18 protein-coding genes are annotated in these 16,733 nt (G+C 59.6%); 4 read left to right on the plus strand and 14 right to left on the minus strand.

Going from position 1 to position 16,733, the window contains the following annotated elements:
* Positions 1–50: 50 nt before the first annotated feature.
* From pdhA to ACU0FH_RS01270, 4 genes are all read left to right on the plus strand, one after another.
* Positions 51–1,064 (plus strand): pyruvate dehydrogenase (acetyl-transferring) E1 component subunit alpha, encoded by a 1,014-nt coding sequence (gene pdhA, locus ACU0FH_RS01255; protein ID WP_446193003.1) that lies wholly within the window; start codon positions 51–53, stop codon positions 1,062–1,064.
* A 1-nt stretch (position 1,065) separates the two neighbouring features.
* Positions 1,066–2,427: a pyruvate dehydrogenase complex E1 component subunit beta gene (locus ACU0FH_RS01260; protein ID WP_446193004.1), complete on the plus strand. Its 1,362-nt coding sequence runs from the start codon at positions 1,066–1,068 to the stop codon at positions 2,425–2,427.
* A 12-nt stretch (positions 2,428–2,439) separates the two neighbouring features.
* Positions 2,440–3,762 carry a pyruvate dehydrogenase complex dihydrolipoamide acetyltransferase gene (locus tag ACU0FH_RS01265; RefSeq protein ID WP_446193005.1) on the plus strand — a complete coding sequence of 441 codons (1,323 nt, stop codon included), beginning with the start codon at positions 2,440–2,442 and terminating at the stop codon, positions 3,760–3,762.
* A 199-nt stretch (positions 3,763–3,961) separates the two neighbouring features.
* A complete protein-coding gene (locus tag ACU0FH_RS01270) occupies positions 3,962–5,152 on the plus strand; it encodes an MFS transporter (protein ID WP_446193006.1) in 1,191 nt (396 codons plus the stop codon).
* 57 nt (positions 5,153–5,209) lie between these two features.
* Here ACU0FH_RS01270 and cysE read toward each other — a convergent pair whose 3' ends face one another.
* From cysE to ACU0FH_RS01340, 14 genes are all read right to left on the minus strand, one after another.
* Positions 5,210–6,028, minus strand: coding sequence for a serine O-acetyltransferase (gene cysE / locus ACU0FH_RS01275; RefSeq protein WP_238370586.1), 819 nt, complete (start codon positions 6,026–6,028; stop codon positions 5,210–5,212).
* A gap of 160 nt (positions 6,029–6,188) precedes the next feature.
* Positions 6,189–6,491: a DUF7742 family protein gene (locus tag ACU0FH_RS01280; protein WP_446193007.1), complete on the minus strand. Its 303-nt coding sequence runs from the start codon at positions 6,489–6,491 to the stop codon at positions 6,189–6,191.
* A 4-nt stretch (positions 6,492–6,495) separates the two neighbouring features.
* A complete protein-coding gene (locus tag ACU0FH_RS01285) occupies positions 6,496–10,434 on the minus strand; it encodes a baseplate multidomain protein megatron (protein WP_446193008.1) in 3,939 nt (1,312 codons plus the stop codon).
* Entirely contained in the window at positions 10,434–10,880 is a 447-nt protein-coding gene (locus ACU0FH_RS01290) for an NlpC/P60 family protein (RefSeq protein ID WP_446193009.1), read from the minus strand. Before ACU0FH_RS01290 ends, ACU0FH_RS01285 begins: the two co-directional genes overlap by 1 nt.
* Complete coding sequence (locus tag ACU0FH_RS01295) at positions 10,877–11,764, minus strand: DUF2163 domain-containing protein (RefSeq protein ID WP_446193010.1); 888 nt, start codon at positions 11,762–11,764, stop codon at positions 10,877–10,879. The genes ACU0FH_RS01290 and ACU0FH_RS01295 overlap by 4 nt, the downstream gene beginning before the upstream one ends.
* A complete protein-coding gene (locus ACU0FH_RS01300) occupies positions 11,764–12,396 on the minus strand; it encodes a phage distal tail protein, Rcc01695 family (RefSeq protein WP_446193011.1) in 633 nt (210 codons plus the stop codon). The genes ACU0FH_RS01295 and ACU0FH_RS01300 overlap by 1 nt, the downstream gene beginning before the upstream one ends.
* An 18-nt stretch (positions 12,397–12,414) precedes the next feature.
* Positions 12,415–13,071, minus strand: coding sequence for a phage tail tape measure protein (locus ACU0FH_RS01305; protein WP_446193012.1), 657 nt, complete (start codon positions 13,069–13,071; stop codon positions 12,415–12,417).
* Between the two features lies 1 nt (position 13,072).
* Positions 13,073–13,267, minus strand: coding sequence for a rcc01693 family protein (locus ACU0FH_RS01310; RefSeq protein ID WP_446193013.1), 195 nt, complete (start codon positions 13,265–13,267; stop codon positions 13,073–13,075).
* Complete coding sequence (locus tag ACU0FH_RS01315; RefSeq protein ID WP_446193014.1) at positions 13,264–13,584, minus strand: gene transfer agent family protein; 321 nt, start codon at positions 13,582–13,584, stop codon at positions 13,264–13,266. The genes ACU0FH_RS01310 and ACU0FH_RS01315 overlap by 4 nt, the downstream gene beginning before the upstream one ends.
* A gap of 5 nt (positions 13,585–13,589) precedes the next feature.
* Positions 13,590–14,003: a phage major tail protein, TP901-1 family gene (locus tag ACU0FH_RS01320; protein WP_088632583.1), complete on the minus strand. Its 414-nt coding sequence runs from the start codon at positions 14,001–14,003 to the stop codon at positions 13,590–13,592.
* Between the two features lie 24 nt (positions 14,004–14,027).
* On the minus strand, positions 14,028–14,441 hold the full coding sequence (locus ACU0FH_RS01325) for a DUF3168 domain-containing protein (RefSeq protein WP_446193015.1): 414 nt from the start codon (positions 14,439–14,441) through the stop codon (positions 14,028–14,030).
* Positions 14,438–14,776, minus strand: a complete 339-nt coding sequence (locus tag ACU0FH_RS01330; protein WP_446193016.1) for a head-tail adaptor protein — start codon at positions 14,774–14,776, stop codon at positions 14,438–14,440. The genes ACU0FH_RS01325 and ACU0FH_RS01330 overlap by 4 nt, the downstream gene beginning before the upstream one ends.
* A complete protein-coding gene (locus ACU0FH_RS01335; protein ID WP_446193017.1) occupies positions 14,773–15,372 on the minus strand; it encodes a head-tail connector protein in 600 nt (199 codons plus the stop codon). Before ACU0FH_RS01335 ends, ACU0FH_RS01330 begins: the two co-directional genes overlap by 4 nt.
* Before the next feature lie 168 nt (positions 15,373–15,540).
* Positions 15,541–16,722 carry a phage major capsid protein gene (locus tag ACU0FH_RS01340; protein WP_446193018.1) on the minus strand — a complete coding sequence of 394 codons (1,182 nt, stop codon included), beginning with the start codon at positions 16,720–16,722 and terminating at the stop codon, positions 15,541–15,543.
* Positions 16,723–16,733 lie beyond the last annotated feature (11 nt).

Genomic DNA, 16,733 nt, shown 5'->3' on the forward strand with positions numbered 1-16,733 from the left:
ATAGAATAGTTTAACACTAAACTATGTTTCCAGATGGGGAGTTCAGAGATATGGCCGCCCGAAAAACCACGAAGAAATCCGAGGTCTCCCCCGAGGAGATGCTGTCCTATTATCGCGACATGCTGCTGATCCGCCGTTTCGAAGAAAAGGCCGGCCAGCTTTATGGCATGGGACTGATCGGCGGCTTCTGTCACCTCTACATCGGGCAGGAAGCCGTTGTCGTCGGGCTCGAGGCCGCTGCCGAGGAAGGCGACAAGCGGATCACCTCTTATCGTGACCACGGGCACATGCTGGCCTGCGGCATGGACCCAAAGGGCGTCATGGCCGAGCTGACGGGCCGCGAAGGGGGCTACTCCAAGGGCAAGGGCGGCTCCATGCACATGTTCTCGAAGGAAAAGAACTTTTACGGCGGGCATGGCATCGTTGGCGCGCAGGTGCCGCTTGGCGCCGGTCTGGCCTTTGCCGATCGCTACAAGGAAAACGGCCGCGTAACGTTCACCTATTTCGGGGACGGCGCGGCGAACCAAGGTCAGGTTTACGAAAGCTTCAACATGGCCGCGCTCTGGAAGCTGCCGGTGATATTCGTGATCGAGAACAACCAGTATGCGATGGGCACGGCACAGAAGCGCTCGACCTCGACCGACGAAATCCACAAGCGCGGTGAACCCTTTGGTATCCCCGGCGAGATGGTCGACGGGATGGACGTGATCGCTGTCAAAGAGGCCGGAGAGCGCGCGGTGGCCCACTGCCGCAAGGGCGACGGTCCCTATATCCTTGAAATCAAAACCTATCGCTACCGCGGTCACTCCATGTCGGACCCGGCCAAGTACCGGACCCGCGAAGAAGTGCAAAAAATGCGCGAGGAACGCGACCCCATTGAACAGGTCCGTGCCAAGCTGTTGAGCGGCAAGTCCATCACCGAGGACAAACTGAAAGAAATCGACAAGGAAATCAAAGAGATCGTGAACGCTTCGGCCGAGTTTGCGAAGGAAAGCCCCGAACCTGCCGTCGAGGAGCTTTGGACCGATATCTATGCCACCGAAATTCCGCAGGAGGTGAACTGAGATGGCAACCGAAATTCTGATGCCGGCCCTTTCACCGACAATGGAAGAGGGCACGCTGGCGAAATGGCTCGTCAAAGAGGGCGACACGGTTTCCTCGGGCGATATCCTCGCCGAGATCGAGACCGACAAGGCCACGATGGAATTCGAAGCGGTCGATGAAGGTATCGTCGGCAAGATCCTGATCGAGGAAGGCACCGAAGGCGTCAAGGTGAACACGCCCATCGCCGTGCTGGTCGAAGAAGGCGAAAGCGCCGACGATATCGAAGTTTCCTCGGCACCCAAGGAAGAAGCCAAGCCCGACGAGCCGGAGGAGAAGCCGGCAGCCGAGGCGCCCAAATCGAAGCCAGCTGACACCTCACCCGACTGGCCCGAAGGCACCGAGATGAAGGAGCAGACGGTTCGCGAAGCGTTACGCGACGCGATGGCCGAAGAGATGCGCCGTGACGAGGACGTCTACCTGATGGGCGAGGAAGTCGCCGAGTACCAAGGTGCCTACAAGATCAGCCAGGGCCTGCTCGACGAATTCGGCCCCAAACGTGTGATCGACACGCCGATCACCGAGCACGGTTTTGCCGGTGTCGCCGTCGGCGCGGCCTTTGGCGGGCTGAAACCCATCGTCGAGTTCATGACCTTCAACTTCGCCATGCAAGCGATGGACCAGATCATCAACTCTGCCGCCAAGACCCTTTACATGTCGGGCGGTCAGATGGGCGCGCCTATGGTCTTCCGTGGCCCGAACGGGGCAGCCGCCCGCGTGGCGGCGCAGCACAGCCAGGACTATGCCGCCTGGTTCATGCAAATCCCCGGCCTGAAAGTGGCGATGCCTTACTCGGCTTCGGACTATAAGGGGCTGATGAAAACCGCGATCCGCGATGCGAACCCGGTGATCTTCCTCGAAAACGAGATCCTTTACGGTCGCACCTTCGATGTGCCGGATATCGACGATTATACGGTGCCGTTTGGGAAGGCCCGGATTTGGCGAGAGGGCGATGACGTGACGATCGTCAGCTTTGGCATCGGGATGCAATATGCGCTCGAAGCCGCCGACAAGCTGGCCGAGGACGGGATCAATGCCGAGGTGCTTGACCTGCGGACCCTGCGTCCGATGGATACGGATGCGATCATCCGGTCCGTGAAAAAAACCAACCGCTGCGTCACCGTCGAAGAAGGTTGGCCGCAAGGATCCGTCGGCAGCTACATCAGCTCGGTCATCATGCAAGAGGCGTTTGACTACCTCGATGCGCCGGTGATCAACTGTACCGGCAAGGACGTCCCGATGCCTTATGCGGCAAACCTCGAGAAACTGGCGCTGGTGACCACCGACGAGGTGATCGAGGCGGTCCATAAAGTCACCTACCGGTAAGGAGCGCGCGAGATGCCTACGGAAATCCTGATGCCCGCCCTGTCCCCGACCATGGAAGAGGGCACGCTGGCGAAATGGCTGGTCAAGGAGGGCGATACCGTCTCCTCGGGCGACCTGCTGGCCGAGATCGAGACCGACAAGGCGACGATGGAGTTCGAGGCGGTGGACGAAGGCACCGTCGGCAAGATCCTCGTGGCCGAGGGCACCGAAGGGGTAAAGGTGAACACGCCCATCGCCGTGCTGCTGGAAGACGGTGAAAGCGCGGATGACATCGGTGAGACCTCGCCCCCCGAAAAATCGGAAACCGCCGAGAAATCGGCCGAAAAACCGGTGTCAAAAGAGGCACAGGCCGAACCGGAAAAGCCTGCCGCCAAGACGCCCCCTGCCCCGGACAAGGATGGCGAACGCATCTTTGCGTCGCCGCTGGCGCGGCGGATCGCGGCGGACAAGGGGTTGGACCTCGGCTCGATCAAGGGTTCGGGTCCGCATGGTCGGATCGTGAAGGCAGACGTGGAATCGGCGAAACCAGGTGAGGCATCTGCGCAGGCGGCCGAAAAAGCCGCTCCGGCAGCGGCGGCGGCGGCCCCCGCCACGATGGCGCAGGGCCCATCCACCGAAGCCGTGACCAAGATGTACGAAGGTCGCGACTACGAAGAGGTCAAGCTCGATGGGATGCGCAAGACGATCGCTGCGCGTCTCACCGAGGCCAAGCAGTCGATCCCTCATTTCTACCTGCGGCGCGACATCAAGCTGGACGCGCTGATGAAGTTTCGCGCCGATCTGAACAATCAGCTCGAAGGCCGCGGTGTAAAGCTTTCGGTCAACGACTTTATCATCAAAGCCTGCGCTCTGGCGCTGCAATCGGTGCCGGATGCCAATGCGGTCTGGGCAGGCGACCGGATGCTAAAGCTCAAACCTTCGGATGTGGCGGTTGCGGTTGCCATCGAGGGCGGGCTGTTCACGCCGGTTTTGAAGGACGCGGAGATGAAATCGCTCTCGGCTCTGTCCGCCGAGATGAAAGACCTTGCCACCCGCGCCCGCGACCGCAAGCTTGCGCCACAGGAATATCAGGGCGGCAGCTTTGCCATCTCCAATCTTGGCATGTTCGGGATCGACAACTTTGACGCAGTGATCAACCCGCCGCATGGCGCGATCCTTGCGGTTGGGGCCGGTGTGAAAAAGCCGGTGATCGGAAAAGACGGCGAAGTGACCGTGGCAACGGTGATGTCGGTCACCCTGTCGGTCGACCACCGGGTTATCGACGGCGCGCTCGGCGCGCAGCTCTTGCAGGCCATTGTCGAGAACCTTGAAAACCCGATGGTCATGCTCGCCTGACCGGCACGACGGAACAGGAATCACCCCCGGCCTCCCGATCAGGAGGCCGGGGGTTTTCGTTTCCGCCCATGAGCCATGCAAAAGTCTCATGCCGCCCATGCACCGGGCACGCTTGCGATAGCGCCAACATTCTTTAGGTTCAAAATTGCTGCGCTGCGGAAATCCGCGACGGGCCTGCTTTCTAACCCCGGGGTTTCCGATGTCTCATTTCGACCGTCAGGCGCGGCTGACGATCCTGTCTCTTGCGATTGGTGCTTTTGCCGTTGGTGTCGCCGAATTCGCCGCGATGGGTCTTTTGCCCTACTACGCGCTTGATCTCGGAGTGAGCGAACCTGCTGCCGGACATGCGGTCAGCGCCTACGCCATCGGAGTTGTCATCGGCGCACCGATTTTGGCCGTTTTAGGCGCATGGCTGGATCGCAAGACGCTGGTTCTCTTGCTCGTCGCGTTTTACGGGGTTGCGAACCTGACCTCGGCACTTGCGCCCAATCTGGATCTTCTCGTCGCGACCCGGTTCCTGTCCGGTCTGCCCCATGGGGCGCTGCTTGGGGTATCCATGTTGTTTGCCGCGCAGCTTTCCCCGAAGGGACGCGGCGCGGCCGCGATTGCGCAGGTTCTGACCGGGCTGACCATTGCCAACGTCATCGGCGTGCCCGCCGCGGGTGCAATCGGACAAAGCTTTGGCTGGCGCTGGTGCTTTGTGATCGTCGGCGTCGTGACCGCGATCTCGGCGCTGATGCTGTTCCGTGTGGCGCCTTCTGTCCCAAGAGATAAGTCGTTGAACCCGCTGAGCGAGTTGAGCGCGCTTGCAAATCGCGACGTGCTGCTGACCCTGCTGGTCGCCGCAATCGGGTTCGGCGCGGTGTTCGCCGTCTATGCCTACCTGTCTGCCGCAATGATCGATTCTGCGAATGCGCCGGTGTGGAGCATCCCGCTTGCCCTTTCCGCCTTTGGGATCGGCGCGACGCTGGGAAACTTCATCGCCGGACGGCTTGCGAACTGGTCGCATTTCGGCGGTGCGTTTGTGCTGCTGATCGGCATGATCCTCGCTGCGCTTTTCTACACCGCTGTCGTGGGCAATTGGATGCTGATGACGTTGGCGATCCTGATCATGGGTATGACCGCCGGGCTGGTCATACCCATCCAGATGCGGCTGATGGAGGTTGCCGGAACCGCACAGACACTCGCCGCCGCCATGAACCACGCGGCGTTCAACGCGGGCAATGCGCTGGGGCCGTTTCTTGCCGGACAGGCGCTGGCGGCGGGTTATGGCTGGGGCGTGACCGGTCAGGTTGGTGCCGCTCTCGCTCTTGGCGGGATCGCGATGCTTGGGATCGCTTGGTACGCGGCAAAGCGCAATCCAAGGCTTGGTTTGCCGATAGAGGCGTGAACCTACCACGCGCTGGCATGTAAAAGGCCGCATCATAAGGCGGCCTTTTTTTGACATTCAGTCAGAACAATCGCAGCCTTTAAGGCTTTGGTTCATGTTGGTCGCAGGCTGGTCGCAACCTGCGTCGCCCACGATCTTGGCCGGAACCCCGGCGACCGTCTTGCAAGCCGGCACATCGGCAAGAACAACCGAACCGGCGGCCACCCGGCTGCAATGACCAACACGGATATTGCCAAGCACCTTGGCGCCCGCGCCGATAAGCACGCCATCGTCAATCTTGGGATGACGGTCTTCTTCTTCCTTGCCGGTCCCGCCAAGGGTCACCGAATGCAGCATTGAGACATTGTCACCAACAACCGCGGTTTCGCCGATCACAATAGAATGCGCATGGTCGATCATGATCCCCTTGCCGATCCGGGCGTTTGGATGAATATCGACGCCAAATATTTCGGAAATGCGCATCTGGAAGAAATAGGCCAGATCGCGCTGCCCCTGCATCCAGAGCCAATGACCGACGCGGTAGGCTTGCACCGCCTGATAGCCCTTGAAGTAGAGCACCGGCTGCAGAAGCCTGTGGCAGGCTGGATCACGCTCGTAGATGGCAACAAGGTCCGCACGTGCGGCCTGAATCAACTCGGGCGTTTCAGAAAATGCCTGATCCGCGATTTCGCGCAGGATCGCCATCGACATTTCATTCGAGGACAGCTTGGCCGAGATTCGATAAGAAAGGGCCTTGTCCAATGTCTTGTGATGAAGAATGCAGGCATGGATAAGCCCGCCCATCAAAGGTTCATTCTGAACCGCTTCGCGTGCTTCGCTTGTGATGCGATCCCAGACAGGGTCGACGCTTGCCAGTTTGGTACGGGTCTCAGCCATAGGTGAATCCTTGTTTTCCGAGATTCCGGTCAGATGAATACAGGTTCATCTTAGCCAGTATTCGCTCTGATGCCCAAACGCAAACCTGTGATGGCCTTAATTCCGGAAACGAATGGTTAATCGGTATGGTAAAAAACAGGGATTCTTCGCTGGCGCAGAGTTAGGGGTTTGACCGCTGATCCTTCAGCAGAGCCAGCTTAAGTTGCTCAAGAACGGTCTGAAAACATTCAATGAATTCGACATCGTCGAAACCGGGTTCCTTGGCCAGCCGGTACTTTCGCGCCGCCATCATCAGCGATCCGTTTCCCCATTCGGGATGCAGGCGTCCTGTTCGCTGAACATGCCGATCCGCCAGTTCCGCCTCTCGCACCATCTGCTGGCACAGCGTTTGACGGCGCCCGGGCGCGCTCGCCAGCAGCGCCCGGGCGGCATTCGAGACATCTCCGTGTAGCAGTGGACGCATTTCCCTACCCGGCTACCGTGATCCTGCGGAACAGGCCGGGACCGTAGCGCGCGGATACCTGCGCGACTTCAACATCGAAATCTGTACCGGCCTGCAATCCGTCTGCGGCCTGAGCACCTGTCGAGTAAGTCCACGCCGGTAGCGAGACCTCGATTTGCCTTAGCAGATCGCCGGATTGCCAGACACGTATGAGGTAAAGCTCTTGCTCTTCGCCCAGCGGCACCTCGGGCGTATTCCAGTCGTCTCCGTCGATACGGGTCCGGCGGATCCAGGTCAGGCTTATCGCGCCGCCGCTTACTTTCTTGGCAAGCACATGCGCCGGTGTATATGGGCGGAGACCGTTACCGTCGAATGACGCAACGATATGTTCATAGGACGGGTCATCCACAGGGCGCCTCGCTGGTCCGATCCGGTAATGCCGCGCGATGCGACGTTTGGTGCTGGCAAGGTCGATCTGTGGTGCGGTCCCGTCCAGCAGAACGAACCAGCTGCCGACCGGCCAGGGATCAGCCGCCAAGGGGTCGCTTCCCGCTTGCCCGCGCAGGAAACCACTTAGCCAATATGTATCGGGTGAGATCAGTTCGGCGTCGCGAAACTGGATAACCTCCCAGTTGCCAGGCGCACCATCACCGATGGCGGCAACATTGGCGCCGTTAAGCACGGCTTCCTCGGGCCGGCTTTCGAGTGCACCGTAAATGAGTTTGACCTGCAGATGCGCCCCATTCTGCCACAACCCGGTACGCGCCCAGCGCAAGGGCGTTTCGATCTTTCCTATGACAGACCGCGCCGCAATGATTTCATCCAGAACGAAATTATCATCGCTTTCGGAACTGTACACGGCGACCGTTCCCGGCCAGGGCTGTGAAGTCACCGCAATATGCGGCGCGTGCGGCACCTCGTCGCCGCGCATAAGCGGTAGATCCATGAATAAGGGCAATACCGGTGTCGGCGCCGCAAAGGCGCGTTGTCCGGCCAGTTTTTCTGCAATCTCCGGCAGTTCGTATACCGAGGGCTCGATGCGTACAGCGTCGATCAGTTGCAACTCCGTGTGTTCGACCCTGTCTATTCGGTACAAGGCGTCGCCTTCCAGCTGGTCCCCTGACACTGAAACGATGTCCCCCGCACCGAGGTCCAGCCGAGAGGGCGGAAGGGCAAAACGGATGGTGTCGCGTGCCAACTGCGCTTCGCTCAGCCATCGTTCGGCGACCTGACGGCCCTCGGCACGGGTCATGGCAAGGGGCAGATCGCTGGCGGAAACTGCGTGCGTTGCCTGATCTGGCAACACGGCCTCTTCGGCAACGATGTCATGATCCCCGCCGGACTGGATGAAACGCACACGGATACGCCCCGTGGTTTCCGCCTCGGCCGCGCGGAGCTGCTCGAAAGAGCCGTCCATCTCCGACGTCAACGCAAGGCGTTCGGCTTCAAGCACACTAGGGTTCTTGCCGTCCCGCAGCCGAAACTCCAAGACCCCGTCCTTCTCGATCACATCGAAGCCGTACCGCAGCAAAAGAGGCTGCATCGCCGCGCGGGCGTCGCTGACCTGATCGACCGTATATCCACGAACGACACCGTACAGCCTTTCTGCATCCACGGCGTTAATCCCGGAGCGCAAACAGAGTTCTTCGACAACGGAGCGCAGAGTGCGCGCGCCGACCCGGCCATTCAACCAGTGACCGCGCAGGTAATTCTCTCCATCCGCCCAGAGTTCCTGATTGTTCGGAAAAGTCGGATAGGGCCGCACGTCCCACGCCCAGCAAAAGGCATGGCCGAGATCTATCATCGGCCCATCGTAAATATCGGAAATCGGGTTGTTTGCAGCTTCTCCCCAATGGCCGAGGATTGCCTTCAGATATTGACCTTGAATGAAATCGTCACGCTGACCGTTTGAATACTTGGGCAACCGCGATTCCGACGACTTGGGGTCGACAAACTTGTTCGGCTGGTTGGTTCCCTTGTCCACGGCGGCACACCCGAGTTCAGTGAACCAGATCGGTTTTGATCGCGGCTCCCAATCGGTCGGCGTGGGTTGGCGCACCCCGCCGATGCGCTCGTGATGACTGTTCTGCCACCAGCTCCTGAGATCCTTGTACCGCCAGATCCACGGTTCCCCATGCGCCTGATCCGTGATCTCGGTCCGTGTCTGGCCAGCTTCCGCCTCGGGCGAGTGATAGTACCAGTCGAACCCTTCGCCGCCTTCGACATTGGCGCGCAGGTAGTCCAAATCGTATATGCTTTCCCAGCCCGCCTGCCTATCCAGATGGGTATCGCCATCCCGCCAGTCGGAAAGCGGCATGTAGTTATCGATCCCGATGAAATCGATGTTATCATCCGCCCAGAGGGGATCGAGATGAAAGTACCTGTCACCGCTTCCATCTTGCGGCTGGTATCCGAAATATTCGGACCAGTCGGCGGCGTAGCTGATCCGGGTATCTGAACCGAGGATGGCACGCACGTCCGCCGCCAGCTGCCGTAATGCCTGAACGGCCGGGAAGCCCAGCGCGCCACGGATCTGGGTCAGCCCGCGCATTTCGGAGCCGATGCAAAAGGACGACACGCCACCGGCCGCCGCGCAAAGGGCTGCGTAGTGCAGGATGAACCGACGCAGTCCCCAATCCTCGGCCCCGGAATAGGTGACCACGCCATCGCCAATCGAAAAATCCGCAACCTGAGCTGACCCGAAAAACGCCGCGACTTCGTCATCTGCTGTCGCCGTGCCATCCGGACTGCCGGGTTGGCCCGGTGCCTGTGACAGCGTGATGCGGCCCCGCCATGGGAGATGCGGTTGCTCCTCTGCGCCAGACCAGGGATCCGGCAATGTATTGCCCTGTTTCTGATCCATAAGGATGAACGGATAAAACAGCACGTCGATACCGTTTGCGTTCATATGACGGATCGCTTCCACTACAGAGGCATCCGCAGGCGTGCCGCCGTAGATAGGACGATCATCCACGCGCGCGATGGTCTCTGCCGTGGCTCTGGTCAGCCCGGAAACGCGCCATGGCATGTTACCACCGTCGAATTCGGCACGTTCGACCTTTGGTACTATCGGGCAGGACACACAGCGGAGGTCACCCCCAAACCATGAGACAACCAGAGAGCCGGCCTTACAATTGGGCAATTCTTCCGACAGCGACTGGATAGAGGTCTCGAAGTCGCTGAGGCCAGAGGGTGTATGTACATTGGCTGTCCACTTGCTGCCCGGCCCCCCATCATAATGAACGGCTGTCGTCGCAAGCGAATATTCTCCAGTGCCCGGGATCAGCGCAACGCCCCGCACAATCTGCGCAAGGTCCTGCACATATGTGCCTGCGTTCTTCTGTTCCTGCCGAACAACTTCGAAAGAAAACTGGGGGACCCTGTTTCCAAACCGCTCCAGCGCAATATTATCCATGACAACGTAGGCGGTGCCCCGGTAGGCAGGCACCTGCCCAGCGCCCTCGGTGGCCTCGATCACCGGGTCCGGCAACTGGTCTGACGTGCCTTTGTAGATGCGCATATTGAGGTCCTCGCGCGAGACCTCTTCCCCATCCGCCCAGATGCGACCGACGCTTGCGATCTCCCCTTCGCACAGTGCGATGGCCAGCGAGACGTTGTAGCTGAAACGGGTCGTCTTCGGCGCGCTTGGCGCGCCCTTTCCGCCGCCTCCTGTCGTCATTGAGGTTTCGCGGAATTGAGACGCCCAGATCACCTGCCCACCAACACGCATGCGACCGTAAACCTGCGCTATCGCTTCCCCTTCGCTGGCCTGAGTCAATCGGAACCGTTCGACACGGCCTGTTTCGACAGGCTCCGATCCCTGCCCAAGCAGCCGTTGATCGATGACCTTGCCGACAGTCGCGCCAACCGCGCGGCCCAACACGGCAGATGACAGGCCAGCCACTGTGCCGCCGACCGACCCACCGATTGCCGCGCCTGCGGCGGATAACAGAATTGTTGCCATCAGCCGACCTCCCTAGGGAATTCAAAGCTCGCGACCACACGGCGACGCCAAGGCGCGCTAAGCATGCTCTCGACAACACCATGGCCGCTATAGGCGTGAACAAAGGTCGGATAAGGGGTAAGCTGCACCAGAATGCCAAGATGCTTGGCAACGGCCCGCTTGCGCATCCGAAAAAGGATCAGATCGCCCGGAGAAACAACGTCAGCTTCTTTCTCGGTCAAGTGCCGGGCGGCTGCCGCCCAGAGCCGCTCCTTTCCCTGCACCTCAGACCAATCGTAGCTGTAGGCAGGCACGATTTCCGGTTCGCGTCCATAGAGCGTCCTCCACACGCCCCGAACAAGACCAAGGCAGTCTGCGCCCGCGCCGAGGACAGAGGCCTGATGCCGATAGGGCGTACCGATCCAGTCTCTGGCCGTCTGAACGATCTGATCCGCCAACACCGTCATCTACGGCTCCCCCCTGTATTCACGCCCGATTGACGGGGAACCGACATGAGCCAGTCCTCGCCGGGAATGTCCGGAAAACCTTGAAAATTAAGAAGATTATTGAACTTGAGCTGGCAGGTTTCGAATAGCTTGTCGCATCCGGCTTCAAGCCGGATCATGTCGCCCGGAAATATCTGACCGCGAAGAGGCTGCCACAGTTGAACCTGTCTCGCCTCTCCCAGTTTCCGGTCCTTCTTGACCGCTCCCCAAAGACCGGTCGCTTTGCCCGTCAGGACGGAAAATCGACCCCGCGAGAACCAACCGTCTTCAAAACCTTCGATCAAATTCCAGTCGAACTGTTGCGCATCGCTGACGCGCTCGACCTCGATATCCAACGCATAGCCCGGCTGCGTCAAATCGAATGTGCAGGACGCATCCCCCAGTACCGCTGTACAGGGTTTCTGGTAGACCCGTCCGATCGGCACGTTGAGCTTTTCCGTCAACCCGCGCAGCTCGGCCCGGAAAGCGCCAGCGCCCCGTTTGATCTCACCGAAGTTGCCCCGAAACTGAAGCCAGCGCGAAGATGTGTTCGACCAGTTGACCAACCATGCGCGCACTTCGGCGTCATCGAACCGGCCAGCCTCGATGTCATCCTCGCGGATCGCGGCATCGCTCAGGGCGCCCAGCGCCTCGCTGTTATCGACAGACAGGCCTGTGCTCTGCTGCAGGGCCATTGCCGAAAGCCCTGTATTGGCCCTAAACGTGACACTGTCAAAAGCAAGATCGCAATCGTGATCGGTAAACCCGTATATCGCGCCATCGGCCCTCGTGATCGACCAGCAACGGCAGAGTGTTGTGACACCCGACGCCAAATGCGCCTGCATTTCCGCACTTAAACCTCCCATCAGACACGGACCTCGACAACCGGCACGTTCGGCACGTCACCCGCCTGAAAACTCGCGACGCTTGTATGTATCCGGTCTGCGTCAAATCGGACTGGTACATCGAATTCGAAGCCGGCAGTGATACGGGCCGATTCCACCGGAGGCGAGGAAAACGTCACGATACCGGTGGCAAGATCGACATTGTAATCGATAGCTTCTTGCATCTCATCCTGCTCAACCCCAATGCGCACTGTGCCTGAAACAGGTTTGTTGATCGGACGCTTGTAGTCGTAGCTGCCCGAGCGATAGGTCTTGGCCAGTTGGAATGAGACGGTATCGCCATCCGCAACAGCGATCACCTGATCTTGGAATGTCGGTTCGACAGTTGCGCGGCTCGATTTGAAATCCGACCAGTCTTTCCAGCGGAACCCGTACATCTGTCCACGCCGCGCCTCGAAGAACGAGATCAGTGTTTCGATATCATCCAGCGACCGCATCCCAAGCCCGGCGTCATAGCGGCGACGCGAATGGGCCCATGGCGTGTTGCGTTCTTCGAACCCGTTGGCAAGAGTGACAACATCCGTGCGTCGTTCGGGTCCTCCGATGGACCCGAAACTCAGACTAGCGGGAAACCTGACCTCGTGAAAATTCATGCCTCATCTCCCTAAGTTTCAGCGGTTCCGGTTTCCGCGCCCCAGCGCACGGCCCATCTGTGCCGCGATCTGTCCCTGGCTGCGTTGAAAGCCCTGTACGTCAGGCGTGGTGATGTTCATGACGACGTTCACCGAGCTACCACCGCCCTTTACGCCCAGTTTTCCGTCAGCACCCCGCGCAAGCGGCATGATCGCCTCAGGACCGGATTCTCCCATGAGTCCGATCCCGCCGCGCATCGGAAATGTCGTTGCCCCCGAAATGATGCCCCCAAGGGCAAAGGGCATGACCCTGCCCTGACTGAAAGCGGCTCCATTCTCGAACGGCAGAAGACCTTCGACGATTGAATTTACGCCCTTGGCCATCAGCCCGCCGAAATGGTTGGTCACCGGGCGCATCGCAGCAGAATACGAGGTCTGAACCATCGAGCGCGCCATCGTCTCCAGAGCGTCGCTCAGCTTCATTCCGTCAAAGACCACGCCGTCGAAAGCCCGCCGCAGCCCTTTGGACAGTCCTCGCTCGAGAACGGCGACATCTGCACCCGTGGCGGCGAGTGACTCCCTCATCCGTTGCAATTCGCTATCAAAGCCTGCCGCCATATTGGCAGCCGCGCTCAGGCTGTCTTCCAGTGCCTCGGCGCGATCATCGAGCTCTTCAATTCCGTCTCGGTCAGCCATTTTAATCTCCTGTTACCTCGTCCGGAAAAGCATTCAGCAATCGATCAAGACCTTTGCGATCCATCGCGCCTGTCATTCCACCCTGCCCAAGCATCAGCCGAAGTTCGGCGGGTGTAAGTTTCCAGAACTGTTCCGGTGTCAGGCGCAGCCCGTAAAGACCGGCGCGCATCAATGCAGGCCAATCGAGGGCTGTCATGCCTCGCCCGGCACCATGAAAGCGCGGGCGAGCAATTTGGCCGCAACCCGCGCCGCCGCCATCGGTCCACCCTCTATATCCGCCGTCAGCAGCGCCTGGGCATCCAGTGCAGATCCTCCACCTCGCAACCCGGCAAGGATCAGGGCCAGAACATCGGAACTGGAATAATCACCGCTTTCGAACCGCTGAACCATGTCGACGAGCGAGCCCGCCTTCATCGAATCCTCCAGCTCTGCCAGCGCGCCCAGCGTCAGCTTGAGCACATGCTCCCGCCCGTCGATCACAAGGCTGACTTCGCCCGAATAAGGGTTGGCCATCTTGTTCACAGGGCGCTGAAGGTCAGCGCACCGGCGCTTGCCAGTGACATCTCATAGGTCGCCTCACCATTGTGGCTTCCGGCATATTCTATTGAGGTCACCTGAAACGGACCTTCGACGATGCCGAAATCCGGTATGACGATCTGGAAATCTGGCGTTTCACCGTCAAAGAAAAGTTGACGAGCGCGTTCATCTGTTCCCTCGTCGCGGAAAATGCCCGAACCGGAAATCGCCGCCGATTTCACGCCCGCACCGGACAGCAGCTCGCGCCATCCTCCCTGGCTCTCAAGGCTGGTAACATCCACGGTTTCCGCATTGAAACTGACCCGCGTCGCACGCAAACCGGCTATGGATTGAAACTGGCCGCTGCCAGTCATGTCGACTTTGACCAAAAGGTCTTTCCCGTTCTGAGCGCCCATTGTGCCTCTCCAGATTTATGAATTTTAGTAATCTTCGACGCGTGCGCGAAACCGAAGATCTATACGACGGGCGCTTCCTGCCGTGCCGCTACGCCTTGCAGTTGCCCGTTCGAACCAGAGGCCGACAAGACGGCCACGGCTCAGGGTAAGATTCGCGTCCACAAGCGTATCACTGATCGCTGCCGCAACGGCCTTGGCCCCCGCATATCCCGAGGCTTCGGTCACCACGGATACGCGAAACCGGTGGATGGCACCGTGCCCCGTCACATCCGACCTATCTCGGACGTCTTCCTCGCCTAAGGCGATATAGGTCTGGGGTATCGTGCCACTTGGCAGGGCATCATAAACCGCGCTGCCGACAAGCGATTGTATCTCCGGGTCGGAACTGAGTTTTTGATAGACCGCCGCCTGAAGCGCATCTCCCTCGCCATAGCTCATGTGACGATCTCCTCGTCCGCAAAACAGGTCAGGTATCTTCCGTTATCATCGCGCTCGGCCACTGCCCGAATAAGAAACAGCCGAGGACCTTCCCGAAACCGTTGGTCCGGCTTTGGCCGCGAAGGCGCCCCATAGGGTGACCCCCGCACAACAATCTTGTAACTCATCGCGGAAATCGGCACGCCTGCTTCGGACCTTTCCCGACCCGTACGGGCGCTTACATTGGCCCAGAGATGGCCAAGCGGCACCCAGACCTCCGAATAGCCGCCACCACCGTCCGGCACACGCTCAAGCGTTTCCAGCATCAGCAACCGGTTCAGGTTGGGCAAGGTCATTGGCCATACCCCGGCGTCACACGCAACGGCCGGTAACGCTGGACAAGGCTGGCCACACCAAAGGGCATGCACCCGTCGCTCAGCACAGTCTCGTTACGATATTCATAGTAATGTGCGGCCAGAAGCAGCACGGCTTGTGCTAGATCTGCAGGCAAGGCCTCCCAAACCTCGGCAAATCCGGCAATAAACCTTATCCGCACTGACCCACCAAGCGACACCATCGGAAGCACGCCACCGACAGGGCGGATGCGCGGTCTCTGACTATCCTGCTCAAGCCGGAACTGGCTGAGCGGCACATCCGTCTCCTGACCCAACGCGTTGATCAGCGTCACTTGCGTGATGGCGTTAACCGGTGCGACAGGCAACGTCTGCCCGGACCGGTCGCGCCAACCGGATCGCGTCCAGAGGAAGGCGCGCGAAATCAGGACTTTACCCGTGCGCGCTTCGATGGCGGCGATGGCCGCGCGCAAGAAACCCTTGATAACTGCATCCTGCAAACTGTCTTCGGCAAAGCCGCTTCCCTGACGCAGATGTGCTTTGAACTGATCAACCGGCAGAGCCGTATCAGGCAAAGTTGCCTCTTCGATCAACATCATGAATTCACTCCGTAAATTCCGCCTATCCGATACGGCCCTCGTGAATTGCACGGGCTGATTATCCGACATTGCTCGACGAGGATCGCCCAGCAGGACAACTTGGAACGGCTATTGGTGAGACGCCCCCGGCATGAGGCCGGCGATCCGGCCTCATCTTGGGCGGAAGGTTCAGACGACGCCGAATTTCAACAGCTTGATGGCGGCGAAATCCGAAACGTCTCCGCCGACGCGTTTGGTCGCGTAGAAAAGTACATGCGGCTTCGCGCTGAACGGGTCGCGCAGCACACGCAGGTCAGGACGCTCGGCAATCGTATACCCGGCATTGAAATCGCCGAATGCGATCGAGAAACTGTCACTCTCGGCGTCGGGCATGTCTTCGGCCACGACAACCGCGTACCCCATCAGGCGTGCGGGCTCGGCCTGAGCCATGCCGTCAGACCACAGGAACCGACCATCCGCATCCTTCAGCTTCCGCACCATGCCGGCCGTACGGGAATTCATCACAAAGGTCGCATTGGCCCGATACTGCGCGCCCAGCGCATAGATCAAATCGACGATCGCGTCGGCATCGCCAATTTCGCCATCGACCCCGGTTGCGACATAACCGATGTTCCCCCATGACCAGGCCCCGTTATCGACTTTGGTGTGATCCAATATGCCGCGCGGCTTATCTATCCCGTCGCCTTCGATGAATGCGGCCGCCTCCGCACGGGCGAATTTATCGGCAATACGCCCCGCCAGCCAGCCTTCGACGTCAAAAGCACTGTCGTCAAGCAGCCGCTGCGACGCCTTTGGCAAAGCGCAGAGTTCATGCAGGGGGATCGAAATCCTGTCCAGCTGCGGACTCGCGGTTTCCGCGACAGCAGAAGTCTCGCTTGCCCATCCTGCGCCAATCTGGGCGTGATCCACCAGCACGTCGTATGTCGTCGCTTCGACGTTGACCACAGAGGCAATCGATCTGATCGAGGCGGTCGAATACAGCACCGACTGGACACGTTCCGATGTCTGCGGGTCGACAAGGTAGCCACCATCACTGTTGACCACGGTGGACAATCCCTTGTTTTCGATTTCAAGCCCGCGCAATGCGTCGTCATCGCCGGACCGCAGATAAGCGTTGAAAGCCTTGCAATGCGGAGCCCCCTGATCGGTAGACCCGGCAAGATGCGGACGCGCCGCCAATTGTGATTTTCGATCCAGCATTGTCAGTCGCTCTTCCGTTTGTTTCAGTTTTGCTTCCATGGCGGATTGGAAACCGCCGAAGTCTTCGATGAATCCGGTCACCGCCCGTTTCAGCGCCAGAACCGGTGACAGATCTTCCCCGGCCCGAGCCTTCGTCTCGGTCTTGTTCATGCGAACATCCT

Source organism: Heliomarina sp., from assembly GCF_052826185.1.

What these genes read in the sequence shown, in the direction of transcription:
- ACU0FH_RS01340 (WP_446193018.1), bottom strand. Translation starts at nt 16,722, where the DNA reads ATGAACAAGACCGAGACGAAGGCTCGGGCCGGGGAAGATCTGTCACCG.
- ACU0FH_RS01295 (WP_446193010.1), bottom strand. Translation starts at nt 11,764, where the DNA reads ATGGGAGGTTTAAGTGCGGAAATGCAGGCGCATTTGGCGTCGGGTGTC.
- ACU0FH_RS01335 (WP_446193017.1), bottom strand. Translation starts at nt 15,372, where the DNA reads ATGATGTTGATCGAAGAGGCAACTTTGCCTGATACGGCTCTGCCGGTT.
- ACU0FH_RS01315 (WP_446193014.1), bottom strand. Translation starts at nt 13,584, where the DNA reads ATGGCCAACCCTTATTCGGGCGAAGTCAGCCTTGTGATCGACGGGCGG.
- ACU0FH_RS01260 (WP_446193004.1), top strand. Translation starts at nt 1,066, where the DNA reads ATGGCAACCGAAATTCTGATGCCGGCCCTTTCACCGACAATGGAAGAG.
- cysE (WP_238370586.1), bottom strand. Translation starts at nt 6,028, where the DNA reads ATGGCTGAGACCCGTACCAAACTGGCAAGCGTCGACCCTGTCTGGGAT.
- pdhA (WP_446193003.1), top strand. Translation starts at nt 51, where the DNA reads ATGGCCGCCCGAAAAACCACGAAGAAATCCGAGGTCTCCCCCGAGGAG.
- ACU0FH_RS01325 (WP_446193015.1), bottom strand. Translation starts at nt 14,441, where the DNA reads ATGAGCTATGGCGAGGGAGATGCGCTTCAGGCGGCGGTCTATCAAAAA.
- ACU0FH_RS01330 (WP_446193016.1), bottom strand. Translation starts at nt 14,776, where the DNA reads ATGACCTTGCCCAACCTGAACCGGTTGCTGATGCTGGAAACGCTTGAG.
- ACU0FH_RS01305 (WP_446193012.1), bottom strand. Translation starts at nt 13,071, where the DNA reads ATGGCTGACCGAGACGGAATTGAAGAGCTCGATGATCGCGCCGAGGCA.
- ACU0FH_RS01320 (WP_088632583.1), bottom strand. Translation starts at nt 14,003, where the DNA reads ATGGGCGCTCAGAACGGGAAAGACCTTTTGGTCAAAGTCGACATGACT.
- ACU0FH_RS01270 (WP_446193006.1), top strand. Translation starts at nt 3,962, where the DNA reads ATGTCTCATTTCGACCGTCAGGCGCGGCTGACGATCCTGTCTCTTGCG.
- ACU0FH_RS01285 (WP_446193008.1), bottom strand. Translation starts at nt 10,434, where the DNA reads ATGGCAACAATTCTGTTATCCGCCGCAGGCGCGGCAATCGGTGGGTCG.
- ACU0FH_RS01300 (WP_446193011.1), bottom strand. Translation starts at nt 12,396, where the DNA reads ATGAATTTTCACGAGGTCAGGTTTCCCGCTAGTCTGAGTTTCGGGTCC.
- ACU0FH_RS01290 (WP_446193009.1), bottom strand. Translation starts at nt 10,880, where the DNA reads ATGACGGTGTTGGCGGATCAGATCGTTCAGACGGCCAGAGACTGGATC.
- ACU0FH_RS01310 (WP_446193013.1), bottom strand. Translation starts at nt 13,267, where the DNA reads ATGACAGCCCTCGATTGGCCTGCATTGATGCGCGCCGGTCTTTACGGG.
- ACU0FH_RS01265 (WP_446193005.1), top strand. Translation starts at nt 2,440, where the DNA reads ATGCCTACGGAAATCCTGATGCCCGCCCTGTCCCCGACCATGGAAGAG.
- ACU0FH_RS01280 (WP_446193007.1), bottom strand. Translation starts at nt 6,491, where the DNA reads ATGCGTCCACTGCTACACGGAGATGTCTCGAATGCCGCCCGGGCGCTG.